Consider the following 16,613-nt stretch of genomic DNA (forward strand, 5'->3'; position numbering starts at 1 on the left):
TCTCTCCTTCGTGGTCTCGTCGTCACCAGACGTAGGCGAGGACTTCCCCACCCACGCCCTTCTGGTTCGCCTGGCGGTCGGTCAGCAGGCCCTGGCTGGTCGAGATGATCGCGACACCCAGGCCGCCCAGCACCTTCGGGAGACCCGTGTGCTTGGCGTAGACCCGGAGGCCGGGCTTGCTGATCCGGCGGACGCCCGCGATGGAGCGCTCCCGGTTGCGGCCGTACTTGAGGGTGATGTCGAGGGTCTTGCCCACCTCGCCCTCGGCCGGCTCGTGCACGTCGTACGACGTGATGTAGCCCTCCTGCTGGAGGATCTCGGCGACGCCAGCCTTGAGCTTGCTGTACGGCATCGACACCGAGTCGTGGTACGCCTGGTTGGCGTTGCGCAGACGCGTGAGCATGTCTGCGATCGGGTCAGTCATCGTCATGGCCGAAAGGGCCCTTTCCCACCGTGGTTTCGACCCGCCGTCTCGCGGGCCGACCTTCAGCGATCGTGTGTTGAGTGGATTACCAGCTGGACTTGGTCACGCCGGGGAGCTCACCGCGGTGAGCCATCTCGCGCAGGCAGATCCGGCACAGGCCGAACTTGCGGTAGACGGCCTTGGGCCGGCCGCAGCGCTGGCACCGGGTGTAGCCACGGACCGCGAACTTGGGCTTGCGGGCGGCCTTGACCTTCAGAGCAGTCTTCGCCATGTCAGTTCTCCTTGAACGGGAAGCCGAGGTGCTTGAGCAGCGCCCGACCCTCGTCGTCGTTGGCGGCCGTGGTCACGATCGTGATGTCCATGCCCCGCTGCCGGTCGGTCTTGTCCTGGTCGATCTCGTGGAACATGACCTGCTCGGTCAGGCCGAAGGTGTAGTTGCCCCGGCCGTCGAACTGCTTGGGCGACAGGCCGCGGAAGTCGCGGATGCGCGGGAGCGCCAGCGACAGCAGCCGGTCCAGGAACTCCCACATGCGGTCGCCGCGCAGCGTGACGTGCGCACCGATCGGCATGCCCTCACGCAGCTTGAACTGCGCGATGGACTTGCGGGCCTTGGTGACCTGCGGCTTCTGGCCGGTGATCGCGGTGAGGTCCTTGATCGCGCCCTCGATCAGCTTCGAGTCGCGGGCCGCCTCGCCGACGCCCATGTTGACCACGATCTTGGTCAGCCCGGGCACCTGCATGACGTTGGCGAACTCGAACTCGCCACGGAGGGCGGGAACGATCTCCTCGCGGTAGCGCTGCTTGAGCCGGGCCTGCGGGGCCTCGGTCTTGTTCTGGGTCTCGGTCATCTCAGATTTCCTTGCCGGTCTTGCGCGACACACGGACGCTGCGGCCCGCGGTGTACGTCGAGCCGTCCGGGCGGCGCTTGCTGACCTCGTCGCGGCGGAAGCCGACGCGGGTCACGTCGTCGCCGACGACCAGCATCACGTTGGACACGTGGATCGGGGCCTCGGTGGTCACGATGCCGCCGGTCTTGCCGTCGCGGCCGCCCTGGTTGACGACCTTCTCGTGCTTCTTGACGCGGTTGACGCCCTCGACGATGACGCGGTCCTCGTCACGAAGGACGGCGATGACCTTGCCCTCGGCGCCCTTGTCCTTGCCCGCGATCACCTTGACGGTGTCGCCCTTCTTGATGTTCAGCGACTTCGCCATCACAGCACCTCCGGGGCGAGCGAGATGATCTTCATGAACTTCTTCTCGCGCAGCTCACGGCCCACGGGGCCGAAGATGCGGGTGCCACGTGGCTCGCCGTCGTTCTTGAGGATCACGGCGGCGTTCTCGTCGAAGCGGATGTAGGAGCCGTCCGGACGACGGCGCTCCTTCACCGTGCGGACGACGACGGCCTTGACCACGTCACCCTTCTTCACGTTGCCACCGGGGATCGCGTCCTTGACGGTGGCGACGATGACGTCGCCGATACCGGCGTAGCGCCGACCAGAGCCGCCGAGAACACGGATGCAGAGGATCTCCTTCGCACCGGTGTTGTCGGCGACCTTGAGTCGCGACTCCTGCTGGATCATCGGTTATCTCCTGGTTGTCGAGCCGGTTCTCGCCGCCTCAGGCGGGCGACGAGCCTTGCCGAACTGAATGGTTTGAAAACTGCGGGTCGGCCGTGGGGCCGGGTGTCACTTGGCCTTCTCGAGGACCTGGACGACGCGCCAGCGCTTGGTGGCCGACAGCGGACGGGTCTCCATGATCAGGACCCGGTCGCCGATGCCGCACTCGTTGGTCTCGTCGTGCGCCTTCAGCTTGCTGGTGCGACGCATGACCTTGCCGTAGAGGGCGTGCTTGACACGGTCCTCGACGGACACGACCACGGTCTTGTCCATCTTGTCGCTGACGACGAGGCCCTCACGGACCTTGCGCGCGGTGCGCTCGGTGGAAGCCTGCTCGCTCATGCGGCGCCGCCCTTCTCGTTGCTCGAGCCCGGAGCGGTGCGGATGCCGAGCTCACGCTCGCGCACCACGGTGTAGATCCGGGCGATGTCCTTCTTGACCGTGCGCAGCCGGCCGTGGCTCTCCAGCTGGCCGGTGGCCGCCTGGAATCGGAGGTTGAACAGCTCCTCCTTGGCCTCGCGCAGCTTGGTCTCGAGGTCGACGTTGCTCATCTCGTCGAGTTCGTATGCGGTTGCCATCAGAATTCACCTGCCTCGCGGGAGACGAAGCGGCACTTCATCGGAAGCTTGTGCATCGCGCGGCGCATCGCCTCGCGGGCAACGTCCTCGTCCACTCCGGAAAGTTCGAACATGACGCGGCCGGGCTTGACGTTGGCAACCCACCACTCGGGGGAACCCTTTCCGGAACCCATGCGGGTCTCGGCAGGCTTCTTGGTCAGCGGACGGTCGGGGTAGATGTTGATCCACACCTTTCCGCCACGCTTGATGTGACGGGTCATCGCGATACGGGCCGACTCGATCTGCCGGTTCGTCACGTAGTGACCCTCGACCGCCTGGATGCCGAACTCGCCGAAGGCGAGACGGGTGCCACCCTTGGCCGCACCGGTCCGCTTGGGGTGGTGCTGCTTGCGGTGCTTGACACGACGGGGCATCAACATGGTGCTCAGCCCTCCTGTCCGGTGGTCGCAGCCTCGGCCGGAGCGGCGGTCTCGGCCGGAGCCTCGGTCGCCGGCGCCTCGGAGGCGGCACGGTCGGCACGCGTCGGTCGGTCGCCGCGCGAGCCCCGGCTCGGACGGTCGCCACCGCGGGACGGACGGCCACGGCCGCCACCTGGCGCACCGGCGCGCGCGGCCGCCTGGGCCTCACGCTCGGCGCGGGTGCCCGCGACCTCGCCCTTGTAGATCCAGACCTTCACGCCGATGCGGCCGAAGGTGGTCTTGGCCTCGTAGAACCCGTAGTCGATGTCGGCACGGAGGGTGTGCAGCGGCACGCGGCCCTCGCGGTAGAACTCCGTGCGCGACATCTCGGCGCCGTTGAGGCGGCCGGAGCACTGGATCCGGATGCCCTTGGCACCGGAGCGCATGGAGGTCTGGATCGCCTTGCGCATCGCGCGACGGAACTGCACACGGCCGGCGAGCTGCTCGGCGACGCCCTGGGCGACCAGCTGCGCGTCGACCTCGGGGTTCTTGACCTCGAGGATGTTCAGCTGCACCTGCTTGCCGGTGAGCTTCTCCAGCTCGCCACGGATGCGGTCGGCCTCGGCGCCGCGGCGGCCGATGACGATGCCCGGACGCGCGGTGTGGATGTCGACCCGGACGCGGTCACGGGTGCGCTCGATCTCCACCTTGGAGATGCCGGCCCGCTCCATGCCCTTGGACAGGAGCTTGCGGATCGCGACGTCCTCGCCGACGTACGACTTGTACAGCTTCTCGGCGTACCAGCGGCTCTTGTGGTCGGTCGAAATACCGAGGCGGAAGCCGTTCGGGTTGATCTTCTGCCCCATCAGGCAGTCCGTCCCTTCTTCTCGACGGCATCAGCCGGCTGCACGGCCAGCGTGATGTGGCTGGTGCGCTTGTTGATGCGGGTCGCCCGACCCTGCGCACGCGGACGCCACCGCTTCATCGTCGGGCCCTCGTCGACCATCGCGACCGAGACGACCAGGTCCGAGGTGTCCAGGCCCTCGGTGGTCTCGGCGTTCGCGACGGCGCTCTCGAGGACCTTGTAGACGGTCTCGGCGGCGGCCTGCGGCGCGAACTGCAGCAGGGCCAGGGCGTCCTCGACGGGGAGGCCGCGGACCATGTCGACGACACGGCGGGCCTTCATCGGGGTGATCCGCACGAAGCGTGCGCTCGCGAAGGCGCCCGGCTGGTCGCCGAGCAGCGACTCGCGGCGGGCGCTGGTGCGCCGGCGCTCAGTAACGCTCATTGCTCGTTCTCTCCAGTTCCTGATCGCCCCGCGTCAGCGGCGGCGACCCTTCCGGTCTTCCTTCACGTGCCCGCGGTAGGTGCGGGTGGGGGCAAATTCGCCGAGCTTGTGACCGACCATCGAGTCGGTGACGAACACGGGAACGTGCTTGCGGCCGTCGTGCACGGCGATCGTGTGGCCGATCATGTCGGGCACGATCATCGAGCGGCGCGACCAGGTCTTGATGACGTTGTGGCTGCCCTTCTCGTTCTCGGCGTCCACCTTCTTCTGAAGGTGGTCGTCGACGAAGGGGCCCTTCTTCAGGCTGCGAGGCATCTCGGTTACTTCCTACCCTTGCCGGTCTTGCGACGACGGATGATCTGGGAGTCGGACGCCTTGCGCTTGCGCGTGCGGCCCTCCGGCTGGCCCCAGGGGGACACCGGGTGGCGACCACCCGAGGTCTTGCCCTCACCACCGCCGTGGGGGTGGTCGACCGGGTTCATGACCACACCGCGGACGGTCGGGCGCTTGCCCTTCCAGCGCATGCGGCCGGCCTTGCCCCAGTTGATGTTCGACTGCTCGGCGTTGCCGACCTCACCGATGGTGGCGCGGCAGCGGACGTCGACGAACCGCATCTCGCCGGACGGCATGCGCAGCGTGGCGCGCGAGCCCTCCTTGGCGACCAGCTGGGCCGAGTTGCCGGCCGAGCGGGCGATCTTCGCGCCGCCGCCCGGACGCAGCTCCACGCAGTGGATGGTCGTGCCGACCGGGATGTTGCGCAGCGGGAGGTTGTTGCCCCACTTGATGTCGGCGTTCGGGCCCGACTCCACGACGGTGCCCTGCGCCAGGCCGCGCGGCGCGATGATGTAGCGCTTCTCGCCGTCGGCGTAGTGCAGCAGCGCGATGCGCGCGGTGCGGTTCGGGTCGTACTCGATGTGCGCGACCTTGGCCGGAACGCCGTCCTTGTCGTAGCGACGAAAGTCGATGACGCGGTAGGCACGCTTGTGGCCGCCACCCTGGTGCCGGGTGGTGATCCGGCCCTGGTTGTTGCGGCCGCCCTTCTTGGGCAGCGGGCGCGTCAGCGACTTCTCCGGCGTCGACCGGGTCACCTCGACGAAGTCGGCGACCGACGAGCCGCGACGGCCCGGGGTGGTCGGCTTGTACTTGCGGATAGCCATTTCTCAGTCCTCGTTATCCAGGTGCCCGGTCAGGAGACCGGACCTCCGAAGATGTCGATGCGGTGGCCCTCGGCGAGGCTGACGATCGCGCGCTTGGTGTTGGCACGCTTGCCCATGCCGAAGCGGGTACGACGCGTCTTGCCCTGGCGGTTGATCGTGTTGACCGACGTCACCTTGACGTTGAACACCTTCTCGACCGCGATCTTGATCTCGGTCTTGTTGGCGTCCGGACGCACCAGGAAGGTGTACTTGTTCGCGTCGAGGAGGCCATAGCTCTTCTCGGACACGACCGGTGCGATCAGGATGTCGCGGTGGTCCTTGTGCAGGGTGCTCACTTGGCAGCCTCCTCGGTCTCGGCCTTCGCGCCGCCCGCGGCACCGACGAACGCGTCGTACGCGCCCTTGGTGAACACCACGTCGTCGGACAGCAGGACGTCGTAGGTGTTGAGCTGGTCGACCGCGATGATGTGGACGTTCGCGGCGTTGCGCAGCGACAGCCAGGTCAGGTTGTCGCCCCGCTCGAGCACCACCAGGAAGCGGACACGGTCCGAGAGGCCGGCCAGCGCGGCGAGCGCGGTCTTGGTCGACGGCGCGTCGCCGGTGACCAGCGACTCGACCACGTGGACGCGGTCGTTGCGGGCCCGGTCGGAGAGGGCGCCACGGAGGGCGGCGGCCTTCATCTTCTTGGGGGTGCGCTGGTCGTAGTCACGCGGCTGCGGGCCGTGGACGGTGCCGCCGCCGGCGAACTGGGGCGCCCGGGTCGAGCCCTGACGGGCGCGGCCGGTGCCCTTCTGCTTGTAGGGCTTGCGGCCACCACCGCGGACCTCGCCGCGGGTCTTGGTGGCGGCGCTGCCCTGGCGGGCGGCGGCCTGCTGCGCGACGACGACCTGGTGGATCAGCGGGACGTTGACGTCCACGTCGAAGATCTCGGCGGGCAGGTCGACCTTCACGGTCTTGGTCTTGGTCGCCATGCTCAGGCCTCCTTGCCAGAGGTGACGGTCTTCTTGGCGGCCGAGCGGAGGACCACGACGCCACCCTTGGGGCCGGGGACGGCACCCTTGAGGAGGATCAGGCCCTTCTCTGCGTCGACGGCGTGCACCGTGACGTTCTGGGTGGTGACGGTGTCGCCACCCATCCGGCCGGACATGCGCATGCCCTTGAAGACGCGACCGGGCGTGGCGCAGGCGCCGATCGAGCCCGGCTTGCGGTGGTTGCGGTGGGCACCGTGCGAGGCGGAGACGCCGGCGAAGCCGTGGCGCTTCATCGTGCCCGCGTAGCCCTTGCCCTTGCTCGTCCCGGTCACGTCGATCTCGTCGCCGGCCTCGAAGAGCTCGGCGGTCAGCTCCTGGCCGACGGCGTACGACGCGGCGTCGGCGGTGCGGATCTCGACCAGGTGGCGGCGCGCGGTGACGCCGGCCCTGGCGAAGTGGCCCGCGGCCGGCTTGGTGACCTTGCGGCCCTCGATCTCACCGAACCCGACCTGGATGGCGTTGTAGCCGTCGGTCTCGGGCTGGCGGACCTGGGTGACCACGTTGGTCGCCGCGGCGACGACGGTCACGGGGACGATGCGGTTGTTCTCGTCCCAGGTCTGGGTCATGCCGAGCTTGGTGCCCAGCAGGCCCTTCACATTGCGTTCGATAGTCATGACTCGCGACCTCAGAGCTTGATCTCGATGTCAACGCCGGCAGGCAGGTCGAGGCGCATGAGCGAGTCGACCGTCTTCGGCGTGGGGTCAATGATGTCGATGAGGCGCTTGTGGGTGCGCATCTCGAAGTGCTCGCGGGAGTCCTTGTACTTGTGCGGCGAGCGAATGACGCAGAAGACGTTCTTCTCGGTCGGCAGCGGCACCGGGCCGGCGACCTTCGCACCCGTGCGGGTGACGGTGTCCACGATCTTCCGCGCCGAGGTGTCGATCACCTCGTGGTCATAGGCCTTGAGCCTGATGCGGATCTTCTGTCCCGCCATAGGTCTCTCTCGTCCTTTTCGTTCGTACCCGGGGGTACCGCGTGCTGTCCTCTCACGACGCGCCTCCGGGTGGAGCCGCACCGCCCGTGCCCCGCCACCTCGCACCGCCGACCCCCGCGGTCGGGCGTGTCGCACATTTTCTGCGCAACACGAGACCGGGATCTCGCAGCTGTTGTGGTGACGCCCGACGGGTTCGTCGGGCCGATCGGGTCTCCAGGTCCGGTGCGGCCACACGCCAACCACCGAACGTCGTTCTGGAAACGCGATTCAGTAGTCAAGTTGGTCGCACCCCGGCAACCCGCCGAAGCAACCGGACTATCTTGGCAGAGATGTCCCTGAGACACCAAATCAGGACGTCCACGGCCCACGACCACCGGGCGGTCCCCGGTCAGGCCCGCTGGTCGGCCACCCCGGCCGGACCACGGCGCGGGATCGCGAGGCAGAGGAGCGCCGCCAGCAGGCACAGGCCGCCGGCGGTCATCCACGCCGCGAAGTAGTCGCCCTGCCAGGTGCGGATCCACCCGGCGTAGCTGGCCGCGACGCCGGCGCCGACCATGTGGCTGGCGAAGACCCACCCGAAGACGACGCCGGACCGCTCGATCCCGAAGTGCACCCGGCACAGGGTCACCGTCGGCGGCACGGTGGCGACCCAGTCCAGGCCGTAGAACAGGATGAAGAGGAACAGGCTGGGGTGGACGTGCGGTCCGAGCAGCCACGGCACCACCAGCAGCGACAGGCCGCGGAGGAAGTAGTAGCCGAACAGCAGATAGCGGGAGTCAACGCGGTCGGTGAGCCATCCGCTGGCGACGGTGCCGGCGATGTCGAAGATGCCGATCAGGGCCAGCAGCGAGGCGCTGGTGGTGGCGGGCATCCCGTGATCGTGGGCCGCGGGGATGAAGTGGGTCCCGATCAGCCCGTTGGTCGACCAGCCGCAGATCCAGAAGGTGACGAACAGGATCCAGAACGCGCGGCTCCGGGACGCCTCGCGCAGGGCGTCGAGCGCCACCCACGCCGCGCTGCGACGGACCGCCTTCAGGGGCAGGGGCTGCCAGTCCGGCGGGGCGCCGTACGGTGTGGTGCCGACGTCGGTGGGCTGGTCCCGCAGGACCCACCACACCAGCGGCACCAGCAGCAGTGCGAACAGCGTGACCAGCCCGGCCGCCCAGCGCCAGCCGGGCCCGTCGGCGAGCTGGGCGATCGCGGGCAGGAAGACCAGCTGCCCGGTCGAGCTGGCCGCCGAGAAGATCCCGATCACGAGCCCGCGGTGGCGGACGAACCACCGGTTGGCCACGATCGCGCCGAACACCAGCGCCAGCGAGCCGGTCCCGATGCCGACCGCGAACCCCCAGAGCAGCCACAGCTGCCAGGGGCTGGTCATCACCAGGGTCAGGCCGGAGCCGAGCGCGACCAGGGCCAGCGAGGCGGTGACGACCCGGCGGATGCCGAAGCGCTCCATGAGGGCCGCCGCGAACGGGGCGGTCAGCCCGTAGACCACGAGGTTCAGGCTGACCGCCCCGGAGGTGGTGGCCCGGCTCCAGCCGAACTCCGCCTCCAGCGGCTCGAGCAGCGCGCCGGTCGACGAGCGGAATCCCGCGGCGGCGACCAGCGCGCCCATGGTGACCGCGGCCACCCACCAGGCCCGGTGGATCCGGGTGCGCCCGGACGCGGGCAGGGTGGCGGTCACCGGGACATGCTAGGCGCGGTCTCGCCAGAGGGCGGCGACGTGCCGGGCGTCGGTCCCGCAGCAGCCCCCCACGACCGAGAGTGCGGGGAACGACGCCTCGAGCCGGACATGGTCTGCCGCCAGGGCGTCGGGGTCGCCGTCGTCCAGCTCGGTGGAGTTGTCGAGCTCCTCGTGATTCATGGTCGAGGCGTTCACGCGCAGCCCGCCGACCCGCGAGCGCCAGGGAGCCTCGTCGCCCACGCCGCGCTCGATGTGTTGCGGGTGCGCGCAGTTGACGACGAAGTACGCCGGGCCGCCGGCCGCGTCGACCGCGGTCACCGCCTCCTCGAGGGTGGTGCCGCCGGGCAGCCGGCCGTCGGTCTCGACGGTGAACCCGATCGCGACCGGGAGGCCGACCTCGCGGGCCGCGGCGGCGACGCCGACGGCCTCGCCGACGTCGGTCAGCGTGAGCACGGTCGCCTGGTCGGCGCCGGCCCGCGCGAACGCGGCGAGCTGCGGCCGGTGGTAGTCGGCGGCCTCCTGCGGGTCGATCGCCGCGCCCGGCCGGTAGCCGTCGCCGCGCGGCCCGACCTGCCCGCTCACCCGGACCGCCGACAGCCGGTCGTCCCACCGGGCCGCGACCTCGCGGAGGAACAGGACCGCGGCCTCGTTGACCGCGGCCAGCCGGGACGCGTCGTACCCGAGCCGGGCGGCCCAGTCCCGGTTCGCCCGCCAGGTCGGGGCCTCGAGCAGCAGCCCGGCGCCCGCGGCGGCCGCGATCCCGGCGTACTGGTCGTAGTAGTCCGAGAGCAGGGACCGGCCGCGCTCGTCCTCGAGCAGCGGGAACGCCGCGAAGTCGGGCAGGTCGATCCCCTTGTTGAAGATCAGGTCGGTCTCCAGGCCGCCGTCGGTGACGAACTGTGTCGTGGTGCTCATGACGTTTCTCCAAAGGGACGTAACGGACTATTCGGTCTGTTTGTATCAGACTGTTTGGTCTGGTATCAAGGACTTTGTGCCCCGCGACGGACGCCCCACGCGCGAACGGATCCTCATCAGCGCCGAGGCGCTGGTGATCGAGAACGGCTACGCCGCCACCTCGGTGGACCAGGTGATCGCCGCCTCGGGCACCTCCAAGGGGGCGTTCTTCCACCACTTCGGCTCCAAGCTCGACCTCGCCCGTGCGCTGGTCGAGCGCTACGCCGCCGGTGACGTCGCCCAGCTCGACGCGGCGACCGCGTACGCCGAGGCCGTCACCGACGAACCCCTCGGGCAGGTCGACGCGTTCCTCGCCTGGTTCGAGGAGCGGGCCGACGACCTCATGGACGAGCAGTCGAGCTGTCTCTACATCTCCGTGCTCACCGAGCGGCAGCTGGTCAACGCCGGCACCGCCGAGCCGATCGTCAAGGCCGTCGTCGCGTGGCGCGACGGGCTGGCCCGGCTGCTCGCGGCGGCACTGGCCGACGGGGCCGGCGGGCGCCGGCACCAGGTCGACGTCGACGCGCTCGCCGACCACGTGTTCGTCACCTTCGAGGGTGCGTTCCTGCTGGCCCGGGCAACCGGCGACCCCGGCCACATGCGCCGCCAGCTCCACGTGCTGCGCGACCTGGTGCGCGCCCTGCTCCGCGCCCGCTGACCACCCGCCGAACCCTCCGAAAAGACGCTGCCGTCACCCGGCGGCCCGGCGTACCGTGGAGAGATGCTGGTCGGGCTGCTCATCGTGGCGCTCTCGACCGTGATCCTCTCGGTGGGGTTCGGGGCCCTGTGGCTCTTCCTCTGCCACCAGGGCGAGGTCGGGGAGGCGGTGCTGCGCGCCGCCCGCCGGCTGCACCTCGCGCGACCCGAGCCGGAGGTGCTGCCCAACCGGCCGCTCCAGGCGATCGCCCGCGACCTGCGGCGGGTGCACCGACTGGTCCAGGCACCCGGTCCCGGGGAGTCGGCGCTGCGCCGCACCGCCCGGCTCGCGGCGTACGACGACCTGCTGCTGCAGGCGTGCCGGGCACTCGACGTGCCCGACCTGCTGACCGGGGTGACGGAGGGGACGGAGCGGGACGCCGAGCGGCTGCACCTCCAGTTCCTGCTCGCGGAGGCCGGGCTCGACGTCGACCCGCCGGCGCAGGCGGCCTGACCGCCCTCCGGTCGGCGCGCCTCAGGCCCGGCGGTAGGCGAGGTCGGTGATGCTGCGCCCCGCCGCGACCCCCTTGCGCTCGAACCGGGTCACCGGCCGCTCGGCCCAGCGTCCGACCACGCCGCCCTCGAGCGTCGGCTCGGCGTCGAGGACCTCCACCATCTGCTCGGCGTAGTCGGCCCAGTCGGTCGCCAGCCGCCAGCTGCCCCGGGGCACCAGGCGCTCTCCGACGAGGCGGGCGAAGGCCGGGGAGACCAGGCGCCGCTTGTGGTGCTTCTTCTTGTGCCAGGGGTCGGGGAAGAAGGTCCAGAGCTCCGTCAGGCTGCTCGGCCCGACGAGGTTCTCCATCGACCAGACGGCGTCCACGCCGAGCATCCGCACGTTGTCGAGGCCGGCCTCCCCGAACCGGCCGACGCAGTCGGCGACGCCCGGGCGCCAGACCTCGAAGCCCACCACGTTGACCTCCGGCCGGGCCGAGGCCAGCGCGACCGTGGCCTCACCGATACCGCAGCCGATCTCCACCGCCAGCGGCCGGGTGGGGTCGGGGAAGAGCCCGGCCAGCGTGAACCCGGGGTCGTCCACGGCCTCGTCGGGCACGACGTACCGGCGTGCGTAGGCGTCCCACGCCTGCTGCTGGCGCGGGGTGAACCGGTTGCCGCGGCGGGCGTAGGTCAGCACCTCGCGCATCCGGCGCCCGTCCTCGGTCAGCTTCTGGTGCGGGCGCGCGGGGCGGGCGTGCGGCTCGGACATGCCGCCATCCTCTCGCAACCCGGGTCGGCGACCGGAAGGGCCATGGCGGTTGGGTACCCGTGCTCAGGCGGGCGGGTGCGGCGCGGCCGCACGCTGGGGCCACCCCGACGAAGGAGGACGCCATGACACCGCGCCGCCCGCTCACCACCGCACTGACCACCGGGCTCACCACGGCGGTCCTCGCTGCAGCCCTCTCGGCGTGCGGCTCGGCAGAGGGGGCCGACCGTGCGGTACGCGAGGTCCCCTCGTCGAGCACCGCCGTGGCCGGCGCGTCGGCCGACCCGACCCTCGAACCGGCAACGGCGCGCGGCCTCGCCGCCGCAGTGATCGCACACCTCGGCGACACCCGGGTGCTCGAGGCGTCCGGAGGCCTGACCGACATGGAGGACACCCGCGGGCTCGGCGTCGACCTGCGCCTGGACCTCGGCGGCGGCCACAACTGGCTGGCCGTGCAGGCGGCCGACCCGGCGTACCTCCCGGGTGACCGGGGTGAGGTCTCCTGCGCGGACTACGCGGACGCCGGCGCGGACGAGGCCGGCACGACGGTCCGGTGCATCGTGCTCGAGGACGGCACGACGGTGCTGGTGCTGACCAGCGAGCACGGCTTCAGCGACGACAACGCGGACGGCAGCGTCGCGATGGCCCTGGTGTCCGGCCCCGGCCGCGAGCTGCAGCTGACGTACGAGAGCTACGATGCGGACGGCGCGATCGCCCCGGAGGTCGTGGCGGACATCGCCGCCGACCCGCTCGTGGGCTGGGCCACGAGCCCCGCCACCAACACCGCCGGGCAACGTCTGACCGGCTTCCGCGAGACGGACCGGATCGACCGTGACGGCGCCGAGGGGTACGACGAGTCGACCCCCGACGTCGCGCCGGCCCCCTGACCGCGGCGCGGCACGGCCACGACGCAGACACCCGGCACCACCGACCCCGGATCCCGGGTGGTGGTTTCGAGACGCTCGCCGGCGCTCGCTCCTCCACCACCGTTCGGCGGAGGTCGACGCCGGAGGCGAGGTGCCGCGCGCACTCAAGGGGCTTGGCCGCGGCGGCCGCAGCGGCGCCGTACCGAAGAAGTGGCCACCCGGCCGACGCGCCGCCTCCGCGCGCGGTGCGTCGCCGCAGGCGGCGACCGGAGCCGCTGGCGCGGGCCGGGGCAATGCCCGAAATGCAGCTCGACCCCGGACCAGCAGAGGTCCGGGGTCGAGCGGTGAGGTGCTGCTAGATCACTTGGTGATCTTGGTGACGCGGCCGGCGCCGACGGTGCGGCCACCCTCGCGGATCGCGAAGCGGAGGCCCTCGTCCATGGCGATCGGCTGGATGAGCTCGACCGACATCTCGGTGTTGTCACCCGGCATGACCATCTCGGTGCCCTCGGGCAGGGTCACGACGCCCGTCACGTCCGTGGTCCGGAAGTAGAACTGCGGACGGTAGTTGTTGAAGAACGGGGTGTGACGGCCGCCCTCCTCCTTCGAGAGGATGTAGACCGAGGCCTCGAAGTTGGTGTGCGGGGTGGTGGTGCCCGGCTTGATCACGACCATGCCGCGCTCGACGTCCTCGCGCTTGGTGCCGCGGAGCAGCAGACCGACGTTCTCACCGGCCTGGCCCTCGTCGAGCAGCTTGCGGAACATCTCGACGCCGGTGACCGTGGTCTTCTGCGACTTGTCGCGGATACCGACGATCTCGACCTCCTCGTTCACCTTCACGATGCCGCGCTCGATGCGACCGGTGATCACGGTGCCGCGACCGGTGATGGTGAAGACGTCCTCGACCGGCATGAGGAACGGCTTCTCCGTGTCGCGCTCCGGGGTCGGGATGTACTCGTCGACGGCCGACATGAGCTCGGCAATCGACTCGCCCCACTTGGCGTCGCCGTTGAGGGCCGGGAAGGCCGCCACGCGCACGACGGGGATGTCGTCGCCCGGGAACTCGTACTCGGAGAGGAGCTCGCGCACCTCCATCTCGACGAGCTCGATGAGCTCCTCGTCGTCGACCATGTCGCACTTGTTCAGGGCCACGACCAGGGCCGGCACGCCGACCTGGCGGGCGAGCAGCACGTGCTCACGGGTCTGCGGCATCGGACCGTCGGTGGCGGCGACCACGAGGATCGCGCCGTCCATCTGGGCCGCACCGGTGATCATGTTCTTGATGTAGTCGGCGTGACCCGGGCAGTCGACGTGCGCGTAGTGGCGCGCCTCGGTCTGGTACTCGACGTGCGCGATGGAGATCGTGATGCCGCGCTGGCGCTCCTCGGGAGCCTTGTCGATCTCGTCGAACGGCGTGAACGGGTTCAGGTCCGGGTACTTGTCGTGCAGGACCTTGGTGATCGCGGCAGTCAGGGTCGTCTTGCCGTGGTCGATGTGACCGATCGTGCCGATGTTGACGTGCGGCTTGGTCCGCTCGAACTTCGCCTTAGCCACTGTGGGCTCCTCCTGGTTGGTGTGTTTCTTGACTCGTGGTTGTGCTGTGGTGCCGAGGACCCGCGGGAGTTACTCGCCGCGGACCTTCTTGATGATCTCGTCGGCGACGTTCGTGGGAACCTCGGCGTACGAGTCGAACTCCATCGAGTACGACGCCTGACCCGAGGTCTTGGACCTCAGATCGCCAACGTACCCGAACATCTCGGAGAGCGGCACGAGGGCGTTGATGACCATGTCACCGTGACGCTCCTCCTGTGCCTGGATCTGTCCGCGGCGGCTGTTGATGTCGCCGATGACGGTGCCGAGGAAGTCCTCCGGCGTGGTCACCTCGACCGCGAACATCGGCTCGAGGAGGACCGGCTTCGCCATGCGCGCGGCCTCCTTGAAGGCCTGGTTGCCGGCGATCTTGAACGCGAGCTCCGAGGAGTCCACGTCGTGGTAGGCGCCGTCCTCGAGGGAGACCTTGACGTCGACCATCGGGTAGCCGGCGAGGACGCCGAACTCCATGGCCTCCTGGGCACCCTGGTCGACCGACGGGATGTACTCGCGCGGCACGCGACCACCGGTCACGTTGTTCGCGAACTCGTAGCCCGCGCCGGCGCCGGTCTCCTCGTCGATGCTGGGCTCGATCGAGATGATGACCTTCGCGAACTGACCGGAACCACCGGTCTGCTTCTTGTGGGTGTAGGAGTGGTTCGCGACCTTCTTGCGGATGGTCTCGCGGTAGGCCACCTGCGGACGGCCGACGGTCGCCTCGACCCGGAACTCGCGCTTCATGCGGTCGACGAGGATCTCCAGGTGGAGCTCGCCCATGCCGGCGATGATCGTCTGGCCGGTCTCCTCGTCAGTCTTGACCGTGAAGGTCGGGTCCTCGTCGGAGAGCCGCTGGATCGCCAGGCTCAGCTTCTCCTGGTCACCCTTCGTCTTCGGCTCGATGGCGACCTCGATCACCGGGGCCGGGAAGGTCATGGACTCGAGGACGACCTGGTTGGTCGGGTCGCACAGGGTGTGACCGGTCTTGGTGTCCTTGAGGCCCATGACGGCCACGATCTGGCCGGCGCCGACCGACGCGATCTCCTCACGCTTGTTGGCGTGCATCTGGTAGACCTTGCCGATCCGCTCCTTGCGGCCGGTGACCGAGTTGACCACGGTCGAGCCGGCCTCGAGCTTGCCGGAGTAGACGCGCACGTAGGTCAGCTTGCCGAGGTGCGGGTCGGCGGCGATCTTGTAGGCCAGGCCGGAGAAGGGCTCGTCGTCCTTCGGCTGCCGGATGATCTCCTTCTCCTCGTCGTTCACCGCGTGGCCCTTGATGCCGTCGATGTCGAGCGGGGAGGGGAGGAACTTCACGACCGCGTCGAGCAGGGGCTGCACGCCCTTGTTCTTGAACGCGGTGCCGCACAGGACCGGGTTGAGCTTGTCGGCCAGGGTGGCGCGACGGATGGCGGCCTCGATCTCCGCGACGGAGAGCTCCTCGCCCTCGAGGTACTTCTCCATCACGTCGTCGTCGGCCTCGGCCAGGGTCTCGAGGAGCTTCTCGCGGTACTCGGCGGCCTGCTCGGCCATGTCCTCGGGGATCTCCTCGACCTCGTAGTCCTCGCCCATCTTGGTCTCGCCGCGCCAGGTGAGCGCGCGCATGCCGACCAGGTCGACGACGCCGAGGAAGTCGGACTCCGCGCCGATCGGGAGCTGCAGGACCAGCGGGGTGGAGTTGAGGCGCTCGACCATCATGTCGACGCAGCGGAAGAAGTCGGCGCCGGTGCGGTCCAGCTTGTTGACGAAGCACATCCGGGGCACGGAGTACTTGTTGGCCTGGCGCCACACGGTCATGGTCTGCGGCTCCACGCCGGCCACGCCGTCGTACACCGCGACCGCGCCGTCGAGGACGCGCAGCGAGCGCTCGACCTCGGCGGTGAAGTCGACGTGCCCGGGGGTGTCGATGATGTTGATCTGGTGGTCCTTCCACCAGCAGGTCGTCGCGGCGGACGTGATGGTGATGCCGCGCTCCTGCTCCTGCTCCATCCAGTCCATCGTGGCAGCGCCCTCGTGGACCTCACCGATCTTGTAGGTGATGCCGGTGTAGAACAGGATCCGCTCGGTGGTGGTGGTCTTGCCGGCGTCGATGTGCGCCATGATGCCGATGTTGCGGACCTTGTTGAGGTCCGTGGTGATGTCGACAGCCACTGAAAGTCTCAGTCCCTCGAAAGTTAGATGGGGCGGTGAGGTGTGGGACCCC

24 protein-coding genes are annotated in these 16,613 nt (G+C 69.6%); 3 read left to right on the plus strand and 21 right to left on the minus strand.

Features of this window, described 5'->3' with window-relative positions; genetic code table 11:
- Positions 1 to 22: 22 nt before the first annotated feature.
- The 18 genes from rpsH to EKO23_RS14825 all read right to left on the minus strand — a co-directional run bounded on the left by rpsH (position 23) and on the right by EKO23_RS14825 (position 10,024).
- A complete protein-coding gene (gene rpsH / locus EKO23_RS14740; RefSeq protein WP_134718591.1) occupies positions 23 to 430 on the minus strand; it encodes a 30S ribosomal protein S8 in 408 nt (135 codons plus the stop codon).
- Between the two features lie 79 nt (positions 431 to 509).
- A complete protein-coding gene (locus EKO23_RS14745) occupies positions 510 to 695 on the minus strand; it encodes a type Z 30S ribosomal protein S14 (RefSeq protein WP_011757321.1) in 186 nt (61 codons plus the stop codon).
- Position 696: 1 nt separating this feature from the next.
- Complete coding sequence (gene rplE, locus EKO23_RS14750) at positions 697 to 1,272, minus strand: 50S ribosomal protein L5 (RefSeq protein WP_134718593.1); 576 nt, start codon at positions 1,270 to 1,272, stop codon at positions 697 to 699.
- A 1-nt stretch (position 1,273) separates the two neighbouring features.
- Positions 1,274 to 1,636 carry a 50S ribosomal protein L24 gene (rplX, locus tag EKO23_RS14755; protein WP_217702637.1) on the minus strand — a complete coding sequence of 121 codons (363 nt, stop codon included), beginning with the start codon at positions 1,634 to 1,636 and terminating at the stop codon, positions 1,274 to 1,276.
- Complete coding sequence (gene rplN, locus EKO23_RS14760; protein ID WP_011757324.1) at positions 1,636 to 2,004, minus strand: 50S ribosomal protein L14; 369 nt, start codon at positions 2,002 to 2,004, stop codon at positions 1,636 to 1,638. Before rplN ends, rplX begins: the two co-directional genes overlap by 1 nt.
- A gap of 105 nt (positions 2,005 to 2,109) precedes the next feature.
- Positions 2,110 to 2,382 carry a 30S ribosomal protein S17 gene (rpsQ, locus tag EKO23_RS14765; RefSeq protein WP_134718595.1) on the minus strand — a complete coding sequence of 91 codons (273 nt, stop codon included), beginning with the start codon at positions 2,380 to 2,382 and terminating at the stop codon, positions 2,110 to 2,112.
- Complete coding sequence (rpmC, locus tag EKO23_RS14770; RefSeq protein WP_134718597.1) at positions 2,379 to 2,618, minus strand: 50S ribosomal protein L29; 240 nt, start codon at positions 2,616 to 2,618, stop codon at positions 2,379 to 2,381. Before rpmC ends, rpsQ begins: the two co-directional genes overlap by 4 nt.
- On the minus strand, positions 2,618 to 3,037 hold the full coding sequence (rplP, locus tag EKO23_RS14775; RefSeq protein WP_134718599.1) for a 50S ribosomal protein L16: 420 nt from the start codon (positions 3,035 to 3,037) through the stop codon (positions 2,618 to 2,620). The genes rpmC and rplP overlap by 1 nt, the downstream gene beginning before the upstream one ends.
- Before the next feature lie 5 nt (positions 3,038 to 3,042).
- Positions 3,043 to 3,882: a 30S ribosomal protein S3 gene (gene rpsC, locus EKO23_RS14780; protein WP_134718601.1), complete on the minus strand. Its 840-nt coding sequence runs from the start codon at positions 3,880 to 3,882 to the stop codon at positions 3,043 to 3,045.
- Positions 3,882 to 4,304 (minus strand): 50S ribosomal protein L22, encoded by a 423-nt coding sequence (rplV, locus tag EKO23_RS14785; protein WP_134718603.1) that lies wholly within the window; start codon positions 4,302 to 4,304, stop codon positions 3,882 to 3,884. Before rplV ends, rpsC begins: the two co-directional genes overlap by 1 nt.
- Before the next feature lie 33 nt (positions 4,305 to 4,337).
- Positions 4,338 to 4,619: a 30S ribosomal protein S19 gene (gene rpsS / locus EKO23_RS14790; protein ID WP_090969263.1), complete on the minus strand. Its 282-nt coding sequence runs from the start codon at positions 4,617 to 4,619 to the stop codon at positions 4,338 to 4,340.
- A 5-nt stretch (positions 4,620 to 4,624) separates the two neighbouring features.
- A complete protein-coding gene (gene rplB / locus EKO23_RS14795; protein WP_134718605.1) occupies positions 4,625 to 5,461 on the minus strand; it encodes a 50S ribosomal protein L2 in 837 nt (278 codons plus the stop codon).
- A 29-nt stretch (positions 5,462 to 5,490) separates the two neighbouring features.
- On the minus strand, positions 5,491 to 5,796 hold the full coding sequence (rplW, locus tag EKO23_RS14800; RefSeq protein ID WP_134718607.1) for a 50S ribosomal protein L23: 306 nt from the start codon (positions 5,794 to 5,796) through the stop codon (positions 5,491 to 5,493).
- A complete protein-coding gene (gene rplD, locus EKO23_RS14805; RefSeq protein WP_134718609.1) occupies positions 5,793 to 6,431 on the minus strand; it encodes a 50S ribosomal protein L4 in 639 nt (212 codons plus the stop codon). The genes rplW and rplD overlap by 4 nt, the downstream gene beginning before the upstream one ends.
- Before the next feature lie 2 nt (positions 6,432 to 6,433).
- Positions 6,434 to 7,105: a 50S ribosomal protein L3 gene (gene rplC / locus EKO23_RS14810; RefSeq protein ID WP_134718611.1), complete on the minus strand. Its 672-nt coding sequence runs from the start codon at positions 7,103 to 7,105 to the stop codon at positions 6,434 to 6,436.
- An 11-nt stretch (positions 7,106 to 7,116) separates the two neighbouring features.
- Positions 7,117 to 7,425 carry a 30S ribosomal protein S10 gene (gene rpsJ, locus EKO23_RS14815; protein ID WP_007078637.1) on the minus strand — a complete coding sequence of 103 codons (309 nt, stop codon included), beginning with the start codon at positions 7,423 to 7,425 and terminating at the stop codon, positions 7,117 to 7,119.
- 388 nt (positions 7,426 to 7,813) lie between these two features.
- Positions 7,814 to 9,109 carry an MFS transporter gene (locus EKO23_RS14820; protein ID WP_246051101.1) on the minus strand — a complete coding sequence of 432 codons (1,296 nt, stop codon included), beginning with the start codon at positions 9,107 to 9,109 and terminating at the stop codon, positions 7,814 to 7,816.
- 9 nt (positions 9,110 to 9,118) lie between these two features.
- On the minus strand, positions 9,119 to 10,024 hold the full coding sequence (locus EKO23_RS14825) for a homocysteine S-methyltransferase family protein (protein ID WP_134718613.1): 906 nt from the start codon (positions 10,022 to 10,024) through the stop codon (positions 9,119 to 9,121).
- Between the two features lie 76 nt (positions 10,025 to 10,100).
- Between EKO23_RS14825 and EKO23_RS14830 the strand changes: the two genes are divergently transcribed.
- Together EKO23_RS14830 and EKO23_RS14835 are read left to right on the plus strand one after the other, a co-directional pair.
- The gene (locus EKO23_RS14830; protein ID WP_167880490.1) at positions 10,101 to 10,721 is read left to right on the plus strand and encodes a TetR/AcrR family transcriptional regulator; all 621 of its coding nucleotides are present in this window, start codon (positions 10,101 to 10,103) and stop codon (positions 10,719 to 10,721) included.
- A gap of 63 nt (positions 10,722 to 10,784) precedes the next feature.
- Complete coding sequence (locus EKO23_RS14835) at positions 10,785 to 11,213, plus strand: hypothetical protein (protein ID WP_134718617.1); 429 nt, start codon at positions 10,785 to 10,787, stop codon at positions 11,211 to 11,213.
- A gap of 21 nt (positions 11,214 to 11,234) precedes the next feature.
- On the opposite strand, the gene trmB is transcribed toward EKO23_RS14835, so the two are convergent.
- The gene (gene trmB / locus EKO23_RS14840) at positions 11,235 to 11,963 is read right to left on the minus strand and encodes a tRNA (guanosine(46)-N7)-methyltransferase TrmB (protein WP_134718619.1); all 729 of its coding nucleotides are present in this window, start codon (positions 11,961 to 11,963) and stop codon (positions 11,235 to 11,237) included.
- 122 nt (positions 11,964 to 12,085) lie between these two features.
- Here trmB and EKO23_RS14850 point away from each other — a divergent pair, with 122 nt between their 5' ends.
- Complete coding sequence (locus EKO23_RS14850; RefSeq protein WP_167880491.1) at positions 12,086 to 12,847, plus strand: hypothetical protein; 762 nt, start codon at positions 12,086 to 12,088, stop codon at positions 12,845 to 12,847.
- Between the two features lie 339 nt (positions 12,848 to 13,186).
- On the opposite strand, the gene tuf is transcribed toward EKO23_RS14850, so the two are convergent.
- Together tuf and fusA are read right to left on the minus strand one after the other, a co-directional pair.
- Entirely contained in the window at positions 13,187 to 14,380 is a 1,194-nt protein-coding gene (tuf, locus tag EKO23_RS14855; RefSeq protein WP_134718625.1) for an elongation factor Tu, read from the minus strand.
- Between the two features lie 69 nt (positions 14,381 to 14,449).
- On the minus strand, positions 14,450 to 16,510 hold the full coding sequence (fusA, locus tag EKO23_RS14860; RefSeq protein ID WP_425464399.1) for an elongation factor G: 2,061 nt from the start codon (positions 16,508 to 16,510) through the stop codon (positions 14,450 to 14,452).
- Positions 16,511 to 16,613: the final 103 nt, after the last annotated feature.

It is taken from the genome of Nocardioides guangzhouensis (genome assembly GCF_004519545.1).
GTDB lineage: Bacteria > Actinomycetota > Actinomycetes > Propionibacteriales > Nocardioidaceae > Nocardioides > Nocardioides guangzhouensis.